The organism is Pantoea sp. 1B4 (assembly GCF_016925765.1).
Classification (GTDB): Bacteria; Pseudomonadota; Gammaproteobacteria; order Enterobacterales; family Enterobacteriaceae; genus Pantoea; species Pantoea agglomerans.
Map to the genome: position 1 here is coordinate 180,277 of NZ_JAEUWZ010000001.1, position 16,230 is coordinate 196,506.

The 16,230-nt window shown below is 55.4% G+C and carries 14 protein-coding genes and 2 pseudogenes; 9 read left to right on the forward strand and 7 right to left on the reverse strand.

The window, feature by feature from the left end:
* Window positions 1-12: 12 nt before the first annotated feature.
* Entirely contained in the window at window positions 13-408 is a 396-nt protein-coding gene (locus JNO11_RS00825) for a transposase (RefSeq protein WP_003855733.1), read from the reverse strand.
* Window positions 409-934: 526 nt separating this feature from the next.
* On the opposite strand from JNO11_RS00825, the pseudogene JNO11_RS00835 reads away from it, so the two are divergent.
* Together JNO11_RS00835 and JNO11_RS00840 are read left to right on the forward strand one after the other, a co-directional pair.
* Window positions 935-2,192, forward strand: a pseudogene (locus JNO11_RS00835) (oligosaccharide flippase family protein).
* A gap of 8 nt (window positions 2,193-2,200) precedes the next feature.
* Entirely contained in the window at window positions 2,201-3,151 is a 951-nt protein-coding gene (locus tag JNO11_RS00840) for an ATP-grasp fold amidoligase family protein (RefSeq protein ID WP_010252168.1), read from the forward strand.
* A gap of 55 nt (window positions 3,152-3,206) precedes the next feature.
* Here JNO11_RS00840 and JNO11_RS00845 read toward each other — a convergent pair whose 3' ends face one another.
* Window positions 3,207-3,488: a YjcB family protein gene (locus JNO11_RS00845; protein WP_010252166.1), complete on the reverse strand. Its 282-nt coding sequence runs from the start codon at window positions 3,486-3,488 to the stop codon at window positions 3,207-3,209.
* A gap of 254 nt (window positions 3,489-3,742) precedes the next feature.
* The gene (soxS, locus tag JNO11_RS00850) at window positions 3,743-4,168 is read right to left on the reverse strand and encodes a superoxide response transcriptional regulator SoxS (protein WP_010252163.1); all 426 of its coding nucleotides are present in this window, start codon (window positions 4,166-4,168) and stop codon (window positions 3,743-3,745) included.
* Window positions 4,169-4,268: 100 nt separating this feature from the next.
* Between soxS and soxR the strand changes: the two genes are divergently transcribed.
* The 4 genes and pseudogenes from soxR to JNO11_RS00870 all read left to right on the forward strand — a co-directional run bounded on the left by soxR (window position 4,269) and on the right by JNO11_RS00870 (window position 8,964).
* Complete coding sequence (gene soxR / locus JNO11_RS00855; RefSeq protein WP_010252161.1) at window positions 4,269-4,754, forward strand: redox-sensitive transcriptional activator SoxR; 486 nt, start codon at window positions 4,269-4,271, stop codon at window positions 4,752-4,754.
* Window positions 4,755-4,793: 39 nt separating this feature from the next.
* Window positions 4,794-5,459, forward strand: coding sequence for a glutathione S-transferase (locus JNO11_RS00860; RefSeq protein WP_010252159.1), 666 nt, complete (start codon window positions 4,794-4,796; stop codon window positions 5,457-5,459).
* Between the two features lie 358 nt (window positions 5,460-5,817).
* A pseudogene (locus tag JNO11_RS00865) lies at window positions 5,818-7,168 on the forward strand (NCS2 family permease).
* A gap of 173 nt (window positions 7,169-7,341) precedes the next feature.
* Window positions 7,342-8,964 carry a Na+/H+ antiporter gene (locus JNO11_RS00870; protein WP_325176824.1) on the forward strand — a complete coding sequence of 541 codons (1,623 nt, stop codon included), beginning with the start codon at window positions 7,342-7,344 and terminating at the stop codon, window positions 8,962-8,964.
* Window positions 8,965-9,008: 44 nt separating this feature from the next.
* Here JNO11_RS00870 and JNO11_RS00875 read toward each other — a convergent pair whose 3' ends face one another.
* Entirely contained in the window at window positions 9,009-9,911 is a 903-nt protein-coding gene (locus JNO11_RS00875) for a LysR family transcriptional regulator (RefSeq protein ID WP_010252153.1), read from the reverse strand.
* A gap of 103 nt (window positions 9,912-10,014) precedes the next feature.
* On the opposite strand from JNO11_RS00875, the gene JNO11_RS00880 reads away from it, so the two are divergent.
* The 3 genes from JNO11_RS00880 (at window position 10,015) to JNO11_RS00890 (ending at window position 11,810) form a co-directional block, all read left to right on the forward strand.
* Window positions 10,015-10,440, forward strand: coding sequence for a CidA/LrgA family protein (locus JNO11_RS00880; RefSeq protein ID WP_010672051.1), 426 nt, complete (start codon window positions 10,015-10,017; stop codon window positions 10,438-10,440).
* Window positions 10,433-11,128 carry an LrgB family protein gene (locus tag JNO11_RS00885; RefSeq protein WP_010252149.1) on the forward strand — a complete coding sequence of 232 codons (696 nt, stop codon included), beginning with the start codon at window positions 10,433-10,435 and terminating at the stop codon, window positions 11,126-11,128. The genes JNO11_RS00880 and JNO11_RS00885 overlap by 8 nt, the downstream gene beginning before the upstream one ends.
* 136 nt (window positions 11,129-11,264) lie before the next feature.
* Window positions 11,265-11,810, forward strand: a complete 546-nt coding sequence (locus tag JNO11_RS00890; RefSeq protein ID WP_010252147.1) for a YfaZ family outer membrane protein — start codon at window positions 11,265-11,267, stop codon at window positions 11,808-11,810.
* A gap of 83 nt (window positions 11,811-11,893) precedes the next feature.
* Here the strand turns inward: JNO11_RS00890 and JNO11_RS00895 are convergent, their stop codons facing one another.
* From JNO11_RS00895 to acs, 3 genes are all read right to left on the reverse strand, one after another.
* Window positions 11,894-13,549 carry a cation acetate symporter gene (locus tag JNO11_RS00895; protein WP_022625224.1) on the reverse strand — a complete coding sequence of 552 codons (1,656 nt, stop codon included), beginning with the start codon at window positions 13,547-13,549 and terminating at the stop codon, window positions 11,894-11,896.
* Window positions 13,546-13,875, reverse strand: coding sequence for a DUF485 domain-containing protein (locus tag JNO11_RS00900; RefSeq protein ID WP_010252143.1), 330 nt, complete (start codon window positions 13,873-13,875; stop codon window positions 13,546-13,548). The genes JNO11_RS00895 and JNO11_RS00900 overlap by 4 nt, the downstream gene beginning before the upstream one ends.
* A 140-nt stretch (window positions 13,876-14,015) precedes the next feature.
* Entirely contained in the window at window positions 14,016-15,971 is a 1,956-nt protein-coding gene (acs, locus tag JNO11_RS00905) for an acetate--CoA ligase (RefSeq protein ID WP_033769451.1), read from the reverse strand.
* Window positions 15,972-16,230 lie beyond the last annotated feature (259 nt).

Genomic DNA, 16,230 nt, shown 5'->3' on the forward strand with positions numbered 1-16,230 from the left:
TAGCATTGGGGTTTAGCGGTTCTCCGTGCCTGACGGATAATGGTATACGCTGCGACTGATATCTAATAAGCGGCAGCTGCGACGGGTGCCGATGTCAAAGGTGGCCTGCAGGAAATCCACAGCCTGACGTTTTTCATTAGTGGTAAAGAAGTGCTTCAGAACACTCTGCAGCATCTCTTTGTCCGAGTTGAGCGTCTGCAGTTCACGCGTGATGTTCTGCAGTTTTTCTTCCAGCTCTTTGATTTTTCTGCCTTCTTCCGAAGACAACCCAGAAAACTTCTTCTTCCAGCTGTAGAACGTGGCTTCAGAGATGCCTAACTCTTCACAAATCTCTCTGACTTTCACGCCCGATTCAGAAGCTTTAATGGCATTTGTGATTTGATCTTCGCTGTATCGTGACTTTCTCATAAATGCTCTTACCTTTCTTATCGATTAATGGATGAGAATGACTTTAATAATTTCTGGCACTGTAAGATTCTATTAAGGCAGTATTAAAGTGCGCGAATTGAATTGCGAAGCCTAAATTAAGATATTTAGAATAAATATCATCATGGGATAAATCTTATTTTATTCTTATCCGGTGGGCGTGCCTTCCTGGAGGGGGGATTTTTGTTATAAATTCATCGCATCCAAAATACGAAAAAATTCTACGTACATTGGATATTTAGCCTGACCGACTTGATTAATATGGCGGGAAGGGCTCTTAAAGGTTGTTTTATTTTCAGCCTGAAATCGTTTCCATCTGAAGTGATTCGCGCCATTTATAATAAGAATTATCCTGAATTAACACTCCGGATCATGATTTACATCTCAATTTTCGGACCAGCTTGGTCTGAAGTCTTACATTTTCGCCAGGCCCACTGAGCGCTTATTAATTCGTTACAGGGATGTTGTACCGAAGCGGTTGTAGTTGAGTAATACTAAGGAAGAGTCGATGAAATTGAGCGTAATGTCTAATGCCGCCTGGATGATGTCTGAGAAGATCATCTCCGTTTTTGGCGTCATTTTTGTGACGTCTTACGTGGCGAAATCCTTTGGCCCAACGGTGTTTGGCCAGATGGCGTTTTCTACTTCACTATTTGCGATGGTGCAAACCGTTGCAATCTTTGGCACCGAAACCATTCTGTTTAAACGCGTCAGCAAAAATGCGTCAAAAAGGCCTGCGCCTGATGACCATCGCCCGTACGATGAGAATGGTGCTGTTGCTGGTCACTTCGGTGCCAGTCTTAATCTGGGTCTGGTACAACATGCAGGAAAATTTCCTGGCGTTTGCACTGGCCTCATTTGTTGCCTCGGTTTTTGTCACCCTGGACACCTTCAGCGTTTATAACAACGCGCGTCTTGCCTCGCGTCTTAACACCATCGCCAACGCCGTGGGCATGCTGCTGAGTTTCGGCATCAGCTTCACCGTCGCCTGGCTGCGTCTTAATCCGCTCTGGCTGACGCTGTCGATTGTCGCAGTGACTCTGGTGCCTTACCTGATTAAGCGTCACAACTTCTATCAGGACCATCAGGATCAGATGCCACCACGCGAAAAGCGCACTGCCTATCTGCGTTATCTGATGTATGCCGGTCTGCCACTGGCGATCTCCAGCATCTTTATCTCTGTGCAGGTAAAAGCGGCGCAGATGTTCCTGGCAGGCACGGCACCCGCGCGCGACCTCGGGCTGTTTGCGGCGGCGAATACCATTTCCGCCTCATGGATTTTTATCCCGGTGGCGCTCATCACCTCCTGCTTCACTGAAATCTTCAGGGAGCGCGGCGAGGTCGCCATTAAGCTGGCTGCGCGGCTCAATGGCTATGTTATGGCGGTTTCATTGCTGATGCTGCTGATCATTTCGCTTTACGGCGAGCGGATCATCATTGCGTTGTACGGCCCGGAATTCACACAGTCAGGAAGTCTCATTACGTTGCTGTCGATAGCGACCAGCTTTTCGGCAATGGGGACCGTAGCGTATCGCTACATGGTCAAAGAGGGAGGATTTAACTACTTGCTGAGGAAAATCATCTGCCTGATGGTCATCAGTTTGCCGCTCTCCTGGTGGTTGATCCAGGGTCACGGCATCATGGGGGCCGCGTGGAGCGTTTTCCTTTCAGAACTTTTGTCCCTGACCGTAATGAATTACTTCTTTAAAAACGGCGTCATTCAAAAGATTCAGGTTTCCTCACTCAACTACAAAACATACAAATGAGGTCAGATATGCTCAAGTTGAAAGAAGAACTCAGAAGAAGTGTGCAGTATTTTATTAAGAAGATGCCCTGGGCTTATCAGGACCGCATCTACTACTTCCATAAGTTCAGAAAGCTGCCCAATCTGCGTCAGCCAAAAGTGTTCAACGAGAAGGTGTTGTACCGTAAGTTTATCTTCGGCGATTACCAAAGCTATGGTCGTCTGTCAGATAAGTACTCGGTGCGCGAATTCATTGCTGAAAAAATCGGTAATGAATACCTGATCCCGCTGGTACACGAAACGACTGACCCGACCACGCTGAACAGCTTACCCTGCTGGAAGGGGACGGTGATCAAGCCGAACCACGCCTCCAACATGGTAGAGATTCTGCTGGAGGAGCCAGACGCACTGCGCAAGCAGCAGATCATTCATGACTGCTATCGCTGGCTGAAGACCGACTTCGCCAACGAAGCGCGTGAGATTCACTATCGCTACATCAAGCCACGTATCCTGGTTGAGAAGTACATTGGTGATGGCAAAAGTGCGCCGATTGATTACAAGTTTCATATGTTCAACAAGCGTGATGGCAAGTTCGAATATGTGCTGCAGGTGATCTACAACCGCTGCCAGCCGCTGCTGTCGATGAATTTCTACGTGAATAACCTCAATGAGGCCTATCACAAGATTCGCGATACCGGTCTGGATGTCTCACCGATTATGCCGTCACTGGAACATGCGCTCGAACTGAGCAAGAAGCTGGCCAGTGATTTCGACTACGTGCGTGTGGACTGGTATATCCATGACGAGCGCATCTACTTTGGCGAACTGACCTTCACCCCAGGTGCAGGACTGGTCACCGGATTAGATCGTGGTTTAAATCAGATGATGGGAGATATGTGGATTCAGGACCGCCGCGGAACGCAGAGCCCGGGCGTTACAGTGCAGGATGTTAATATTCCTGCCATGTTGAAGAAAATTTAAGCACACACAGCAATATAAAAAACCCCGCTTAGCGGGGTTTTTTTATGCGCAAAAATCAGGGCATCGGCCAGTCAGCAGGCGCCTGGCTCATCACATCGATAAAGGCATGCTTTGAGATTTCCAGAAAGTTATGCACGTTATCCATACTCAGGGTAATGCCCATCAGACCGGTAACAAACCAGCAGGTCATGCCTAAACCAATCCCGCCACACATAAATGCCATCACGTGACGGCTATCCTGACGAAGTTTGGTTTTCAGGGTGCTGGCAAAAAACATCATGATTGCGCTCAGCAATTCCCAACGCATAACAAGTAAACTGGCGGTTAACGTAGCCATCGGCCGGACCTCAATATCAGTAAGTATTCCTGACAATCTGCGGACATCACCGGCGGCGGAAAAGTGTGTCAGGGGGTGCTTTTTCGCCGTCAACCCAGGTTCAAAGTGTGATTTGGGTCACATTATATCACCCGATTTTAAATTTTGAACAAAATTTGACTCTGGTATGGTAGCGGCGTGAGGGAATAGTGAGCAGTAGAAGAAGAACGGCGGGGAAATCAGTCAGATGCGCCCGGGCGGGCGCATCTGAGGGGTCAACGAACCGGACAGCACTCGCCGGTCGTGCGCTGGGTGAAGCTACTGATACCGTCATTGCAGCCAAAACTCAGCAGGCGAGGGCGCTGAATCGCCTGGCGGCGCATGGTATGGCGGTAAGCGGTAGGCGTCTGTGAAAACTGACGACGAAACACGCGGGAGAAGGTCTGCTGCGAGTCATAGCCATACTGCATCGCGATATCAAAAACCGGCCGCTGTGTCTGTGACAGCGCTTCCGCTGCCAGCGTCAGACGGCGCTCGCGAATATAGCCACCCAGCGTCTGTTTCGTTACCGAACGGAACATACGCTGCAGATGCCATTTCGAATAGCCCGATTTTGCGGCAACCTCATCGATCGACAGGCTCTTATCCAGGTTCTGGTCAATCCAGTGCGTCAGGGAATGAATGATCTCTTCTTGCATCATGGTCTCATCCTTCTGGTGCTTAATAAGCGGTAATGGGAGTTTAGTGGTTTTGATGGAGAGCGAGTATAATTCCTCAAGTTAACTTGAGGTAAAGAGCCTGATGAAAAAAGAACGCAACTATCCGAAACCGGTCTTAACACCGGGTGAAGTGGCGCGCCGCAGCGGTGTGGCGGTTTCGGCGCTGCACTTTTATGAGACAAAAGGACTTATTTTCAGCACCCGCAACAGCGGCAATCAGCGGCGATATAGCCGTGACGTGCTGCGACGCGTCGCGATTATCAAGATTGCGCAGCGTATCGGCATTCCGCTGGCAACGGTCAGTGACAGCCTGGATCACATTCCGCCTGACAAGCGCATGTCGACACCGGAGTGGGATGCGCTGACGCAGCACTGGCGCGAAGAGCTGGATAAGCGCATTGAAACCCTGACCCGCCTGCGTAATGACCTGGATGGCTGTATCGGCTGCGGCTGTTTGTCGATGCGCGACTGCCCGCTGCGCAATCCCGGCGACCGGCTGGGTCAGCAGGGCTCGGGTGCGGTGCTGCTTGACCCGGAACAGGATGATAAACATCCGGATGTGGAGTGACGTCTATACTTGGTGAAGGTCAAAACACAGGGAATCATGATGATCACCGTTCACCATCTTGAGAAATCGCGCTCGCATCGGGTGCTGTGGCTGCTGGAAGAGCTGGAAGTGCCGTACCAGATTAAACGCTATCAACGCGAACCGACCATGCTGGCCCCGGAGGCGCTGAAAAAAGTGCATCCGCTGGGAAAATCACCGGTGATTACCGACGGGAACCAGGTAGTGGCAGAGTCAGGTGCCATTCTCGAATATCTTGAAGAGAAATATGATCACGAGTTCCGGCTCAAAGTGAGTGATGAGGCGTCGCGGCTGCAGTGCCGCTACTGGCTGCACTATGCCGAAGGCTCGCTGATGCCGCTGCTGGTGATGAAGCTGATCTTCGGTCAGATGGGTAAAGCACCGGTGCCGTGGCTGCTGCGCCCGGTCGGGGCGGCATTCGGTAAAGGCGTGCAGAAGGCGTTTCTGGATAAACAGCTTAAGCCACACATGCAGATGATCGAACAGCATCTGGCTGCAAATCCCTGGTTCGCCGGTCAGCGCTTCAGTATCGCTGATATCCAGATGAGCTTTCCGCTGCTGGCGCTTGCGCGACGTGCCGGACTGGAGCAGATGCCCGCCAGCCAGAAATGGCTGCAGACTGTGCAACAGCGTGCCGCCTGGCAGCGCGCGATCGATCAGGGCGGCGAGCTTTCGCTGCCAGGTTAATTCCCCTCTTCCACTGGCGGGTCGTGTCTCATCACGGCTGCGCCAGTGCGCATCCCCCCTGAAAATCGCGTTAACTTCAGGGCGTCAGCGTTTGACGTCGGCCTGGGCCACGTGGCTGCTGGCGACTTAAGCCTGATCTTTATGCTGAAGAATCTCCCTCTGACAGTTGAAAATGTGCCGCTAAACGCCGGATAATCGCATGCCTTTTTATCTGGCCGCTTCTGGCGGCCAACTATCTGCGGCAAGGTAAACGTTTGCCTGCCGGGTAAACCCGACAGTGACGCCGTCTACCCGCTTATTCCAGGGACAGCGATGGTCGCAGAGCGATCCACACAACAAAAATTTTTGAGGCTCAACTATGTCAACTGAATCACGCCCGGCCAGTGGAAAACTGGACGCCTGGTTCTCGATCTCGGCGCGCGGCAGCAGCGTGCGCCAGGAAATTCTGGCCGGACTTACCACCTTCCTGGCGATGGTCTACTCCGTTATCGTGGTGCCAGGAATGCTGGGCAAGGCCGGTTTTCCCCCTACTGCCGTGTTTGTCGCCACCTGCCTGGTTGCCAGCTTTGGTTCCATCATTATGGGACTGTGGGCCAATCTGCCGATGGCGATTGGCTGTGCAATCTCCTTAACCGCCTTTACCGCTTTCAGCCTCGTGCTGGGCCAGCACATCAGCGTGCCGGTCGCGCTGGGCGCGGTGTTCCTGATGGGCCTGCTGTTTACCCTGATCTCAGTGACCGGCATTCGGGCCTGGATCCTGCGTAACCTGCCGATGGGCGTGGCGCACGGCACCGGCGTCGGAATTGGCCTGTTTTTGCTGCTGATTGCGGCTGACGGTGTAGGCCTGGTAGTGAAAAACCCGGCACCGGGCCTGCCGGTGGCGCTGGGGCACTTCACAACCTTTCCGGTAATGATGACGCTGCTGGGACTGGCAGCAATTATTGGACTGGAGAAGCGCCGGATGCCCGGCGGTATTCTCATGACAATTATCGCCATTTCGCTGCTGGGGCTGATCTTCGATCCGGCGGTGAGCTACAAAGGATTGTTTGCGCTGCCGAGCCTGCGTGATGCCAGCGGTGAGTCGCTGCTGTTCAGCCTCGACATTATGGGCGCGATGCAGCCGGTCGTGCTGCCAAGCGTGCTGGCACTGGTGATGACGGCGGTCTTTGACGCGACCGGCACCATTCGCGCGGTCGCGGGTCAGGCAAATCTGCTGGATAAACAGGGCCAGATTATCAATGGTGGTCGTGCGCTGACTAGCGACTCCGTCAGCAGCCTGTTCGCGGGTCTGGTGGGCGCGTCACCGGCTGCGGTTTATATCGAATCGGCGGCAGGAACGGCGGCGGGGGGTAAAACCGGTCTTACCGCGATTGTGGTCGGCCTGCTGTTCCTTGCCATTCTGTTTATGTCACCGCTGGCGTATCTGGTGCCGGCTTACGCCACCGCCCCCGCGCTGATGTATGTGGGTCTGCTGATGCTGAGCAACGTGGCGAAAGTCGACTTCAATGATTTTGTCGATGCGATGTCGGGCCTGTTAACGGCGGTGATTATCGTGCTCACCTGTAACATCGTAACCGGTATTATGATCGGCTTCGCCAGCCTGGTCGTGGGGCGTCTCTTCGCGGGGGGAATGGCGCAAGCTCAACGTCGGCACCGTCATTATTGCTATCGCGCTGGTGGCGTTTTACGCCGGTGGCTGGGCGATCTGACTGTACAACCGGGCGTGCGGCTGCACGTCCGGAATTTTTCACTATTTTCCCGCCCGGCGCACGCGTAGCTGACAATCTTCACCGCAGTTTGTTTTACACTTTAGCGCTTAACCAATGATTGAAAGAAACGACGCCTAAGGAAAGCATGGAAATCTTTTTTTACAATTCTCATCATGACGCTGGTCGTGTCGCTCTCTGGCGTCGCGGCCCGCATTCTCCCTTTTCAGATCCCGTTGCCGCTGGTTCAGATCGCTGTTGGTGCGATGCTGGCCTGGCCAACTTTTGGTCTGCATGTCGACTTTGATCCGGAGCTGTTTCTGGTGCTGTTCATTCCGCCGCTGCTCTTCGCGGATGGCTGGAAGACGCCGATCAGTGAGTTCCTGCATCATGGTCGCGAGATAATTGGCTTAGCACTGGCGCTGGTCCTGATTACCGTGATCGGCATCGGCTATCTGATCTACTGGCTGGTACCGGGTATCCCGCTGATCCCTGCCTTTGCGCTGGCGGCGGTGCTGTCACCGACCGATGCCGTGGCGCTCTCAGGCATTGTCGGTGAAGGCCGTATTCCCAAGAAGATTATGTCGATCGTGCAGGGCGAAGCCCTGATGAATGACGCTTCGGGCCTGGTATCGCTGAAATTTGCCGTGGCAGTCGCCATGGGCACCATGGTGTTTACCTGGGGCGGTGCCAGCGTTGAGTTCCTGAAAGTGGCGGTGGGTGGTCTGATTGCGGGTGTCGCGATCTGCTGGCTCTACGGTAAGTCACTGCGCCTGCTCAGCCGCTGGAGCGGTGACGATCCGGCTACCCAGACCGTGCTGCTGCTGCTGCTGCCGTTCGCTTCTTACCTGATTGCTGAACATCTGGGTGTCTCAGGCATCCTGGCGGCCGTGGCGGCCGGTATGACCATCACCCGTTCCGGTATTATTCGTCAGGCACCGCTGGCGATGCGCCTGCGTGCCAACAGCGTCTGGCAGATGCTGGAGTTCGTCTTTAACGGCATGGTCTTCCTGATGCTGGGCCTGCAGTTGCCGGATATTCTGCAGACCTCTGTCGATCAGGCGCAGGCCGATCCGAACGTCGAGCTCTGGATGCTGTTTGCCGATATCGGGCTGGTCTATGCCGCGCTGATGATCGTGCGTTTTGGCTGGCTGTGGATTATGCAGCGCTTCAGCAAACGCCTGCTGAAGAAGAAGCCGCTGGAGTTCTCCAACTACTCGTTGCGTGAACTGCTGATCGCTTCCTTTGCGGGTGTGCGCGGCGCGATTACCCTGGCCGGTGTCCTGTCGATTCCGCTGTTCCTGACCAACGGCGAGCCTTTCCCGGCGCGTTATGAACTGGTCTTTATCGCCACCGGCGTGATTCTCTTCTCGCTATTGGTAGGGGTAGTGATTCTGCCGATTCTGCTGCGCGGCATTGATACCATTGATAAAGGCGCACACCGTCGCGAGCTGCAGAATGCGCGTGCGGTAATGGCAGGCGCAGCCATTGAGAGCCTGCACAAGATGGAAGAGCGGCTGGAGAATGAGTCGGAAGAGAACATCGATCCGGAGCTGCTTAAAGAGGTGAGTCTGCGGGTGATTGGCAACTTACGTCGTCGCGCTGAAGGGAAGAATGACCTTGAACACGCGCTGTTCGCCGAGAACCTGGAGCGTCGCTTCCGCCTGACCGGACTGCGTGCCGAACGTGCTGAGGTCTATCATCTGCGCGCCACCCAGCAAATCTCCAATGAGACGATGCAAAAGTTACTGCACGACCTGGATCTGCTGGAAGCGCTGCTGATCGAAAAAGAGGAGTAAGTCCTGACTGGCACGCCTGCGCGTTAATGCGGCGTGCCAGCCTTTCACACCGACAGGCGCGGCGGCTCATCCGGCCAATGCTCGCGACAACAGGCTATCCACGCCTGCGCACTGCGCGACAGATAACTCCCTTCCCGCCAGATCAATCCCAGACTCCACTTCAGCTCCGATTCCAGCGGCAGCCACAGCAGCGACTGCTTATCCAGCCGCTGACAGATCGGCTCCGGCAGAATCGCCAGCCCCATCTCCGCCTGCACCATCGCCGCCAGAAAATCCCACTGTCCGCTGCGAACCGCCACCGTTGGCGTCAGGTTGAGCCGCTGAAACGCCTGCATCAGCTGACGATTCAGCGAGAACTCCTCATTAAAAATCAGCAGTGGATGCTCTGCCAGTTCTGCCAGTCCAATCTGCTGGCGGCTGAGCCACTCCGGGCGACGCGGCAGCAGTACGCAGAGCGGATGATGCATCAGGGGCAGGGTGTTCAGCGGCAGCTCGGCATCGACCGGTAGCGCGGTCAGGGCGATATCCAGACTGCCCGCCAGCACCGCCTGCTGGACGGTCAGACCGCCGAATTCAGAGATTTTCAGCTTCACACCGGGATAGCGGCGGCGAAACGCGGAAATCGAACCGGCGATCTGCATACCGACCATCGGCGGAATACCCAGTCGCAGCTCACCGGTTTTAAGCTGGTTGATGTCACCAATCTCCGCTTCCAGCTGATGAAACTCCTGCAGGATCGCCAGGCCGCGTTGATAGACCGCCTGGCCGCTGTCGGTGAGGTGCAGACGACGACCATCGCGCAGGATCAGCGTGCAGCCCAGCTCCTCCTCCAGCTGGCGCAGCATTTTGCTGATGGTCGGTTGTGTCACAAACAGCTTCTGCGCCGCACGGGTAAAGCTCTGCTGGCGTACGACTTCAGTAAAGTAACGCAGGGCGCGGACATCCATAACTATTCCTTTCAGGCATGATTTCGATAATTTTAATTCATTTTTTTCACCTTCTGTTGACGATTTATACTGGTGACATCAATTTAATCGGGGAGACAAGGTGATGGCGTTAGCGCTCACTTTACGCAGCAACCGCGCAGTGCAATGGCTCAGCCTGCCGCTCCAGCTGGGTTTCTATATCGGCCTGTTTATCGCCTGCGACCGGCTGGTGAGCTGGCTGCATCTGCCGCTGCCCGCCAATATCGTCGGGATGCTGCTGCTGCTGGCGTTAATCGTGACGCGGATTGTGCCGCTGAACTGGGTTAAAGCCGGATCACGCTGGCTGCTGGCCGAGATGCTGCTGTTCTTTATTCCGGCGGTGGTGGCGGTGGTGAACTATGGCGATCTGCTGCGGGTTGATGGCTGGCGCATCTGTGTGGTGATCGGCGTCAGTACGCTGCTGGTGCTGGCCTCGACTGCCTGGGTGGTGGACCGGCTTTATCAGTATGAAGTCGCGCGCGCCGCGCGTAAGCAGGATCCGCATGCGTGATTTTCTTCTCAGCCTGCTGTGTGTAGCCGTTACGCTGCTGGTTTATGCGCTGAATAAACGGCTTTACCGCCGCTGGCGGACGCTGCTGCTGATGCCACTGGTGATGACGCCGCTGGTGCTGGTGGCATTGCTGCTGCTGACGCATATCAGCTGGCAGGATTACATCGCCGAAAACCACTGGCTGCTCTGGCTGCTGGGGCCGGCGACGCTGGCGTTTGCGGTGCCGGTCTATGAGAACGTGGAAATTATTAAGCGCCACTGGCTGTCGCTGAGCGCGGGCGTAGTGACCGCGACGCTGGTCGCCGTCTGCAGTTCCGTCTGGCTGGCGCGGCTGTTAACCCTGCCGGAGTCGATTCAGCGCAGCCTGGCCGTGCGCTCTATCACCACGCCGTTTGCGCTGGCTGCGGCGGGTCCGATTGGCGGGCAGCCCGATCTGGTGGCGCTGTTCGTGGTGATTACAGGCGTGTTTGGCATGGCAATCGGCGACGTGCTGTTTCTGCGGCTCGCCATTAAGCAGGGCGTGGCGAAAGGCGCGGGATTCGGTGCGGCGTCACACGGTGCCGGCACGGCACGCGCCTATCAGATTGGCGAGCAGGAGGGCGTGGTCGCCAGCCTGGTGATGATGCTCTCTGGCGTGGTGACCGTGGTGCTGGCCCCGCTGATTGGGCACCTGATGTGGACAATATAGGCTACACTCCGTCGCACAGGGACTGGTCTGCGCTGAGACACGTATTTTTACGTAAAGTTTTCCAGATTTTGTTGTCTCCCCATTTCAGGCTGTTAACCTTGCGGCCGAATTAATTGTCCTTTCACGGAGTGGAATCATGTTTAAGCAACTTGTTGCCGGGAGCGCCCTCGGGCTGGTTTTAATGAGCGGTGCCGCTCAGGCGATTGAAGGCAGTGTTGATGTCAGCGAACATAACACCAACCTGAATGTGGGTCTGGGCACCACAACACCCGGTCTGTTTCTGAAAGGTAACTGGCTGCGTAGCGACCATGACGGCAGCACCTACGGTGCCGGTCTGGGTTACAACGTTGATTTCGGGCCGCTGCGTCTGGCGCCGACCGCAAAAGCGATCTTCACCCATCCTGAAGATGGAAAAGATGGATTTGCGGTGGCGCTGGGTGGTGCAGCACACTACAGCTTCAACAGCATGTGGGGCCTGTATGGCGAATATTATTACGCGCCAGAGTCTTTCACCGATCAGCTCGACAGCTATCAGGAAGCCGGTGGCGGCCTGAGCTTCACGCCGGTTTCACTGCTTAACCTGCGTGTAGGTTATCAGTACATCGAACTGAACAACAAAGATGGACGCAAAGATAACGTGCTGGTCGATGGCCCGTACGTGGGTGCATCGCTGCGCTTCTGATTCTGCTGCGCAAAAGAAGAGGGCGACTACTTCGGTAGCCGCCCTTTTTTTATTGCCTGCTCGTTATGAACGAAAAGCCACGATCAGTGCGCTTTGCCCTGTTCGATGCCGGTGCCGGTCTGCGAGCGGATAAACTGTGCACGGAAGCGTGAACGTTCTTCTGCGCCCTGCTGCGAATGGTCGGTAATCGAGAAGAGCCAGATGCCCACAAAAGCCACCGCCATGGAGAACAGCGCCGGATACTCATAGGGGAAAATCGCCTTCGCGTTGCCCAGCACCTGTACCCACACCGTCGGGCCGAGGATCATCAGGATAACGGCGGTCAGCAGACCGAGCCAGCCGCCCACCATCGCGCCGCGCGTCGTGAGTTTTGACCAGTACATCGACAGCAGGATGATCGGGAAGTTACAGCTGGCCGCAATCGAGAAGGCCAGCCCGACCATAAAGGCGATGTTCTGTTTCTCAAACAGAATACCCAGCGCAATCGCCACCACGCCCAGCGCCAGCACGGTAATTTTTGAAACCCGCAGCTCATCTTTCTCGCTCGCCTGACCTTTACGATACACGCTGGCATAGAGGTCGTGAGACACCGCCGACGCACCCGCCAGGGTTAAGCCTGCGACAACGGCCAGAATCGTGGCGAAGGCAACCGCAGAGATAAAGCCCAGGAAGGTGCTGCCGCCCACGGCGTTCGCCAGATGCACCGCCGCCATATTGGTGCCGCCAATCAGCGCGCCGCTGGCATCTTTAAAGGCCGGGTTAGCCCCCACCAGCAGGATGGCACCGAAGCCGATAATAAAGGTCAGGAAGTAGAAGTAACCCATAAAACCGGTGGCCCAGAAGACGCTTTTACGTGCCTCTTTAGCATCCGCTACGGTGAAGAAGCGCATCAGGATATGCGGCAATCCGGCCGTACCAAACATCAGCCCCAGCCCCAGAGACAGCGCCGAGATAGGATCTTTAACCAGTCCGCCAGGCTGCATAATCGCGATGCCTTTTGGATGGACCGCCATCGCTTCGGTGAACAGCGTATTAAAACTGAAACCGGTCGCCTTCATTACCATGACCGCCATGAAGGTGGCACCAAACAGCAGCAGCACGGCTTTGATGATCTGCACCCAGGTGGTGGCCAGCATGCCGCCAAACAGCACATACATCACCATCAGAATGCCGACCAGGACTACCGCAACATGGTAGTTAAGGCCAAACAGCAGCTGGATCAGTTTACCGGCCCCGACCATCTGCGCGATCAGGTAGAGCGCCACGACCACCAGCGAGCCGCAGGCTGACAGGGTGCGGATCGGCATCTGCTTCAGACGATATGAGGCGACATCGGCAAACGTATAGCGACCCAGGTTACGCAGTCGCTCAGCGATTAAAAACAGAATCATCGGCCAGCCGACCAGGAAGCCGAGCGAGTAGATCAGCCCGTCATAACCAGAGGTGTAAACCAGCGCCGAAATGCCCAGGAACGAGGCGGCCGACATGAAGTCACCCGCCATCGCCAGGCCATTCTGGAAGCCAGTGATATTGCCGCCCGCGGTGTAGTAGTCATTACGTGATCGGGTGCGCTTTGAGGCCCAGTAAGTAATTCCCAGCGTGGCCCCGACGAAAATCGTAAACATGATAATCGCCTGGTAGTTGGTCGCCTGGCGCTGCACGGCACCGGTTATCGCATCGGCAGCCAGCGCTGAAAACGGCAGCATTAAGGCCAGCAGCCATAAGGTGAGACGAGTCATGATTTCACCTCGCTGAGGATCGCTTTCGTTAAACGGTCAAACTCACCGTTGGCACGCCAGACATAGACGCCGGTCAGCACAAACGACATCACAATGAGCCCGACCCCAATCGGGATACCGCGCGTGACGTTGGTGCCGGCATGCAGCGGCGTACCGAGCCAGCCGGGGGCAAATGCGATCAGCAGGATAAAGCCGACATAGAGCACCAGCATGATCAGCGACAGCAGCGTCGCGAACGCCTGGCGCTTACGGACTAATTCATGAAAAAGGGGATTACGCTCAATCTGTTGATTGATGGCATCCTGATTCGAAAGGGCGTCATTCATCACATTTTCTCCAGAGGGCTTGCAGGCGAGAACCTCGCGACAGGGCGCGGATTCAGCTGGTTATAATATTTGTGACTACCGAAACAGACTGCGTAGGGCGGGTGTGGCGGGAAGCGATCTTCCCGCCGGACAGCGTGCGCTTAAGGCATTTTGATCGACTGTTTCTCCTCAAGCAGTTTTTCTACTACGCCAGGATCGGCGAGCGTAGAAGTATCACCAAGATTACTGGTATCCCCGGTGGCAATTTTGCGCAGAATACGCCGCATGATTTTGCCGGAGCGGGTTTTCGGCAGTGAGTCGGTCCAGTGCAGTACATCCGGTGTGGCTATCGGGCCAATCTCTTTACGGACCCACTGGCGCACTTCGGTGTACAACTCCGGCGACGGCTCTTCGCCATGATTCAGCGTGATATAGGCATAAATCGCCTGGCCTTTGATGCTGTGCGGAATCCCCACTACCGCCGCTTCGGCAATTTTAGGGTGCGAGACCAGCGCCGATTCAATTTCGGCGGTGCCGAGTCGGTGACCGGAAACATTGAGTACGTCATCGACGCGTCCGGTGATCCAGTAGTAGCCATCTTCATCACGACGGGCACCATCACCACTGAAGTAGACATTTTTAAAGGTAGAGAAGTAGGTCTGCTCGAAACGGTCGTGATCGCCATAGAGGGTACGCGCCTGACCCGGCCACGACTCGGTGATCACCAGATTGCCTTCACAGGCGCCTTCCTGTGGCTGACCTTCGTTATCCACCAGCGCGGGCTGCACGCCAAAGAACGGTCGGGTGGCGGAACCCGCTTTCAGCTCGGTCGCACCCGGCAGCGGCGTGATCATGAAGCCGCCGGTTTCGGTCTGCCACCAGGTATCAACAATCGGGCAGCGGCTGTTGCCGATTTTCTTGTAGTACCACTCCCAGGCTTCCGGGTTAATTGGCTCACCGACCGATCCCATAATGCGCAGGCTGCTGCGGTCGGTGCCGGCAATCGCCTTATCACCTTCCGCCATCAGCGCACGGATGGCAGTGGGCGCGGTGTAGAGCAGCGTGACTTTATGTTTATCGACCACTTCCGCCATACGGCTCGGCGTTGGCCAGTTCGGCACCCCTTCAAACATCAGTGTAGTGGCGCCACAGGCCAGCGGGCCATAAACCAGATAGCTGTGGCCCGTCACCCAGCCAACATCAGCGGTGCACCAGTAGATATCATCCTGATGGTAATCAAAGACGAACTTAAAGGTGGTCGCGGCATAGACCAGATACCCGCCGGTGGAGTGCAACACGCCTTTGGGTTTGCCGGTTGAACCGGAGGTATAAAGGATAAACAGCGGATCTTCCGCGCCGACTTCTGCGGCAGCGTGGTTGGTGCTCGCGTTCAGCATCAGGTCATGCCACCACTGATCGCGGCTCTCAACCCAGCCCACATCTTTACCGGTGCGCTGGAACACCACCACATTTTTCACGCTGGTGACATTAGGATTTTTTAACGCGTCATCGACATTTTTCTTCAGCGGAATGCTGCGACCGGCGCGGATCCCTTCATCGGCTGTGATCACCAGCGAGGCGCTGGAATCGACGATGCGGCCCGCGACCGCCTCCGGTGAGAAACCGCCAAAGATCACCGAGTGAACGGCACCGATACGCGCACAGGCCAGCATCGCTACTGCGGCTTCCGGCACCATCGGCATATAGATCGCCACCACGTCGCCTTTTTTCACTTCCAGCAGTTCCAGCACGTTGGCGAAGCGACAGACTTCGGCATGCAGCTGGCGGAAAGTCAGGGTTTTGCTTTCGCTGGCGTCGTCGCCTTCCCAGATAATCGCCGGGTGATCGCCGCGCGTGGCTAAATGACGGTCAAGGCAGTTTGCCGCCAGGTTGAGCGTGCCATCTTCGTACCAGCGAATGTTAATGTTACCTGGTGCAAACGAGCAGTTTTTCACTTTGCTGTAAGGCTTGATCCAGTCAAGGATTTTGCCCTGTTCGCCCCAGAAACTGTCTGGATCGTCGACAGATTGCTGATACATCGCCTGATACTGTTCTGCAGTAATCAGGGTGTTTGCTGCAATATTCTCTGGAACGGGATGTTTGTGTATTTGGCTCATGGCGGATCTCCTTGAAGATGTTAATGATATGTCAATCAATGGTTAATTAAAGCCTGCACCAAAGCTTTGTTTCTTTTTTTGCGCCACAGATCACGTGATACACATCCCCCCCGAGAAGCGTTAAGCCATTCTGATCTATCAGGTTAACGCTCTGGCGGCGCTGGAGAAGTCAGGCATCGCTTTTACGCTTTTATCCTGAATAAAAAAGCGAGCAAACGCGCCGGATCAGTTTTTAATCGTTTCTGCATAGCTATGCGTA

Coding starts and splice junctions, on each gene's coding strand:
- JNO11_RS00825 (WP_003855733.1), bottom strand. CDS start 408: ATGAGAAAGTCACGATACAGCGAAGATCAAATCACAAATGCCATTAAA.
- JNO11_RS00840 (WP_010252168.1), top strand. CDS start 2,201: ATGCTCAAGTTGAAAGAAGAACTCAGAAGAAGTGTGCAGTATTTTATT.
- JNO11_RS00845 (WP_010252166.1), bottom strand. CDS start 3,488: ATGGCTACGTTAACCGCCAGTTTACTTGTTATGCGTTGGGAATTGCTG.
- soxS (WP_010252163.1), bottom strand. CDS start 4,168: ATGATGCAAGAAGAGATCATTCATTCCCTGACGCACTGGATTGACCAG.
- soxR (WP_010252161.1), top strand. CDS start 4,269: ATGAAAAAAGAACGCAACTATCCGAAACCGGTCTTAACACCGGGTGAA.
- JNO11_RS00860 (WP_010252159.1), top strand. CDS start 4,794: ATGATCACCGTTCACCATCTTGAGAAATCGCGCTCGCATCGGGTGCTG.
- JNO11_RS00870 (WP_325176824.1), top strand. CDS start 7,342: ATGACGCTGGTCGTGTCGCTCTCTGGCGTCGCGGCCCGCATTCTCCCT.
- JNO11_RS00875 (WP_010252153.1), bottom strand. CDS start 9,911: ATGGATGTCCGCGCCCTGCGTTACTTTACTGAAGTCGTACGCCAGCAG.
- JNO11_RS00880 (WP_010672051.1), top strand. CDS start 10,015: ATGGCGTTAGCGCTCACTTTACGCAGCAACCGCGCAGTGCAATGGCTC.
- JNO11_RS00885 (WP_010252149.1), top strand. CDS start 10,433: ATGCGTGATTTTCTTCTCAGCCTGCTGTGTGTAGCCGTTACGCTGCTG.
- JNO11_RS00890 (WP_010252147.1), top strand. CDS start 11,265: ATGTTTAAGCAACTTGTTGCCGGGAGCGCCCTCGGGCTGGTTTTAATG.
- JNO11_RS00895 (WP_022625224.1), bottom strand. CDS start 13,549: ATGACTCGTCTCACCTTATGGCTGCTGGCCTTAATGCTGCCGTTTTCA.
- JNO11_RS00900 (WP_010252143.1), bottom strand. CDS start 13,875: ATGAATGACGCCCTTTCGAATCAGGATGCCATCAATCAACAGATTGAG.
- acs (WP_033769451.1), bottom strand. CDS start 15,971: ATGAGCCAAATACACAAACATCCCGTTCCAGAGAATATTGCAGCAAAC.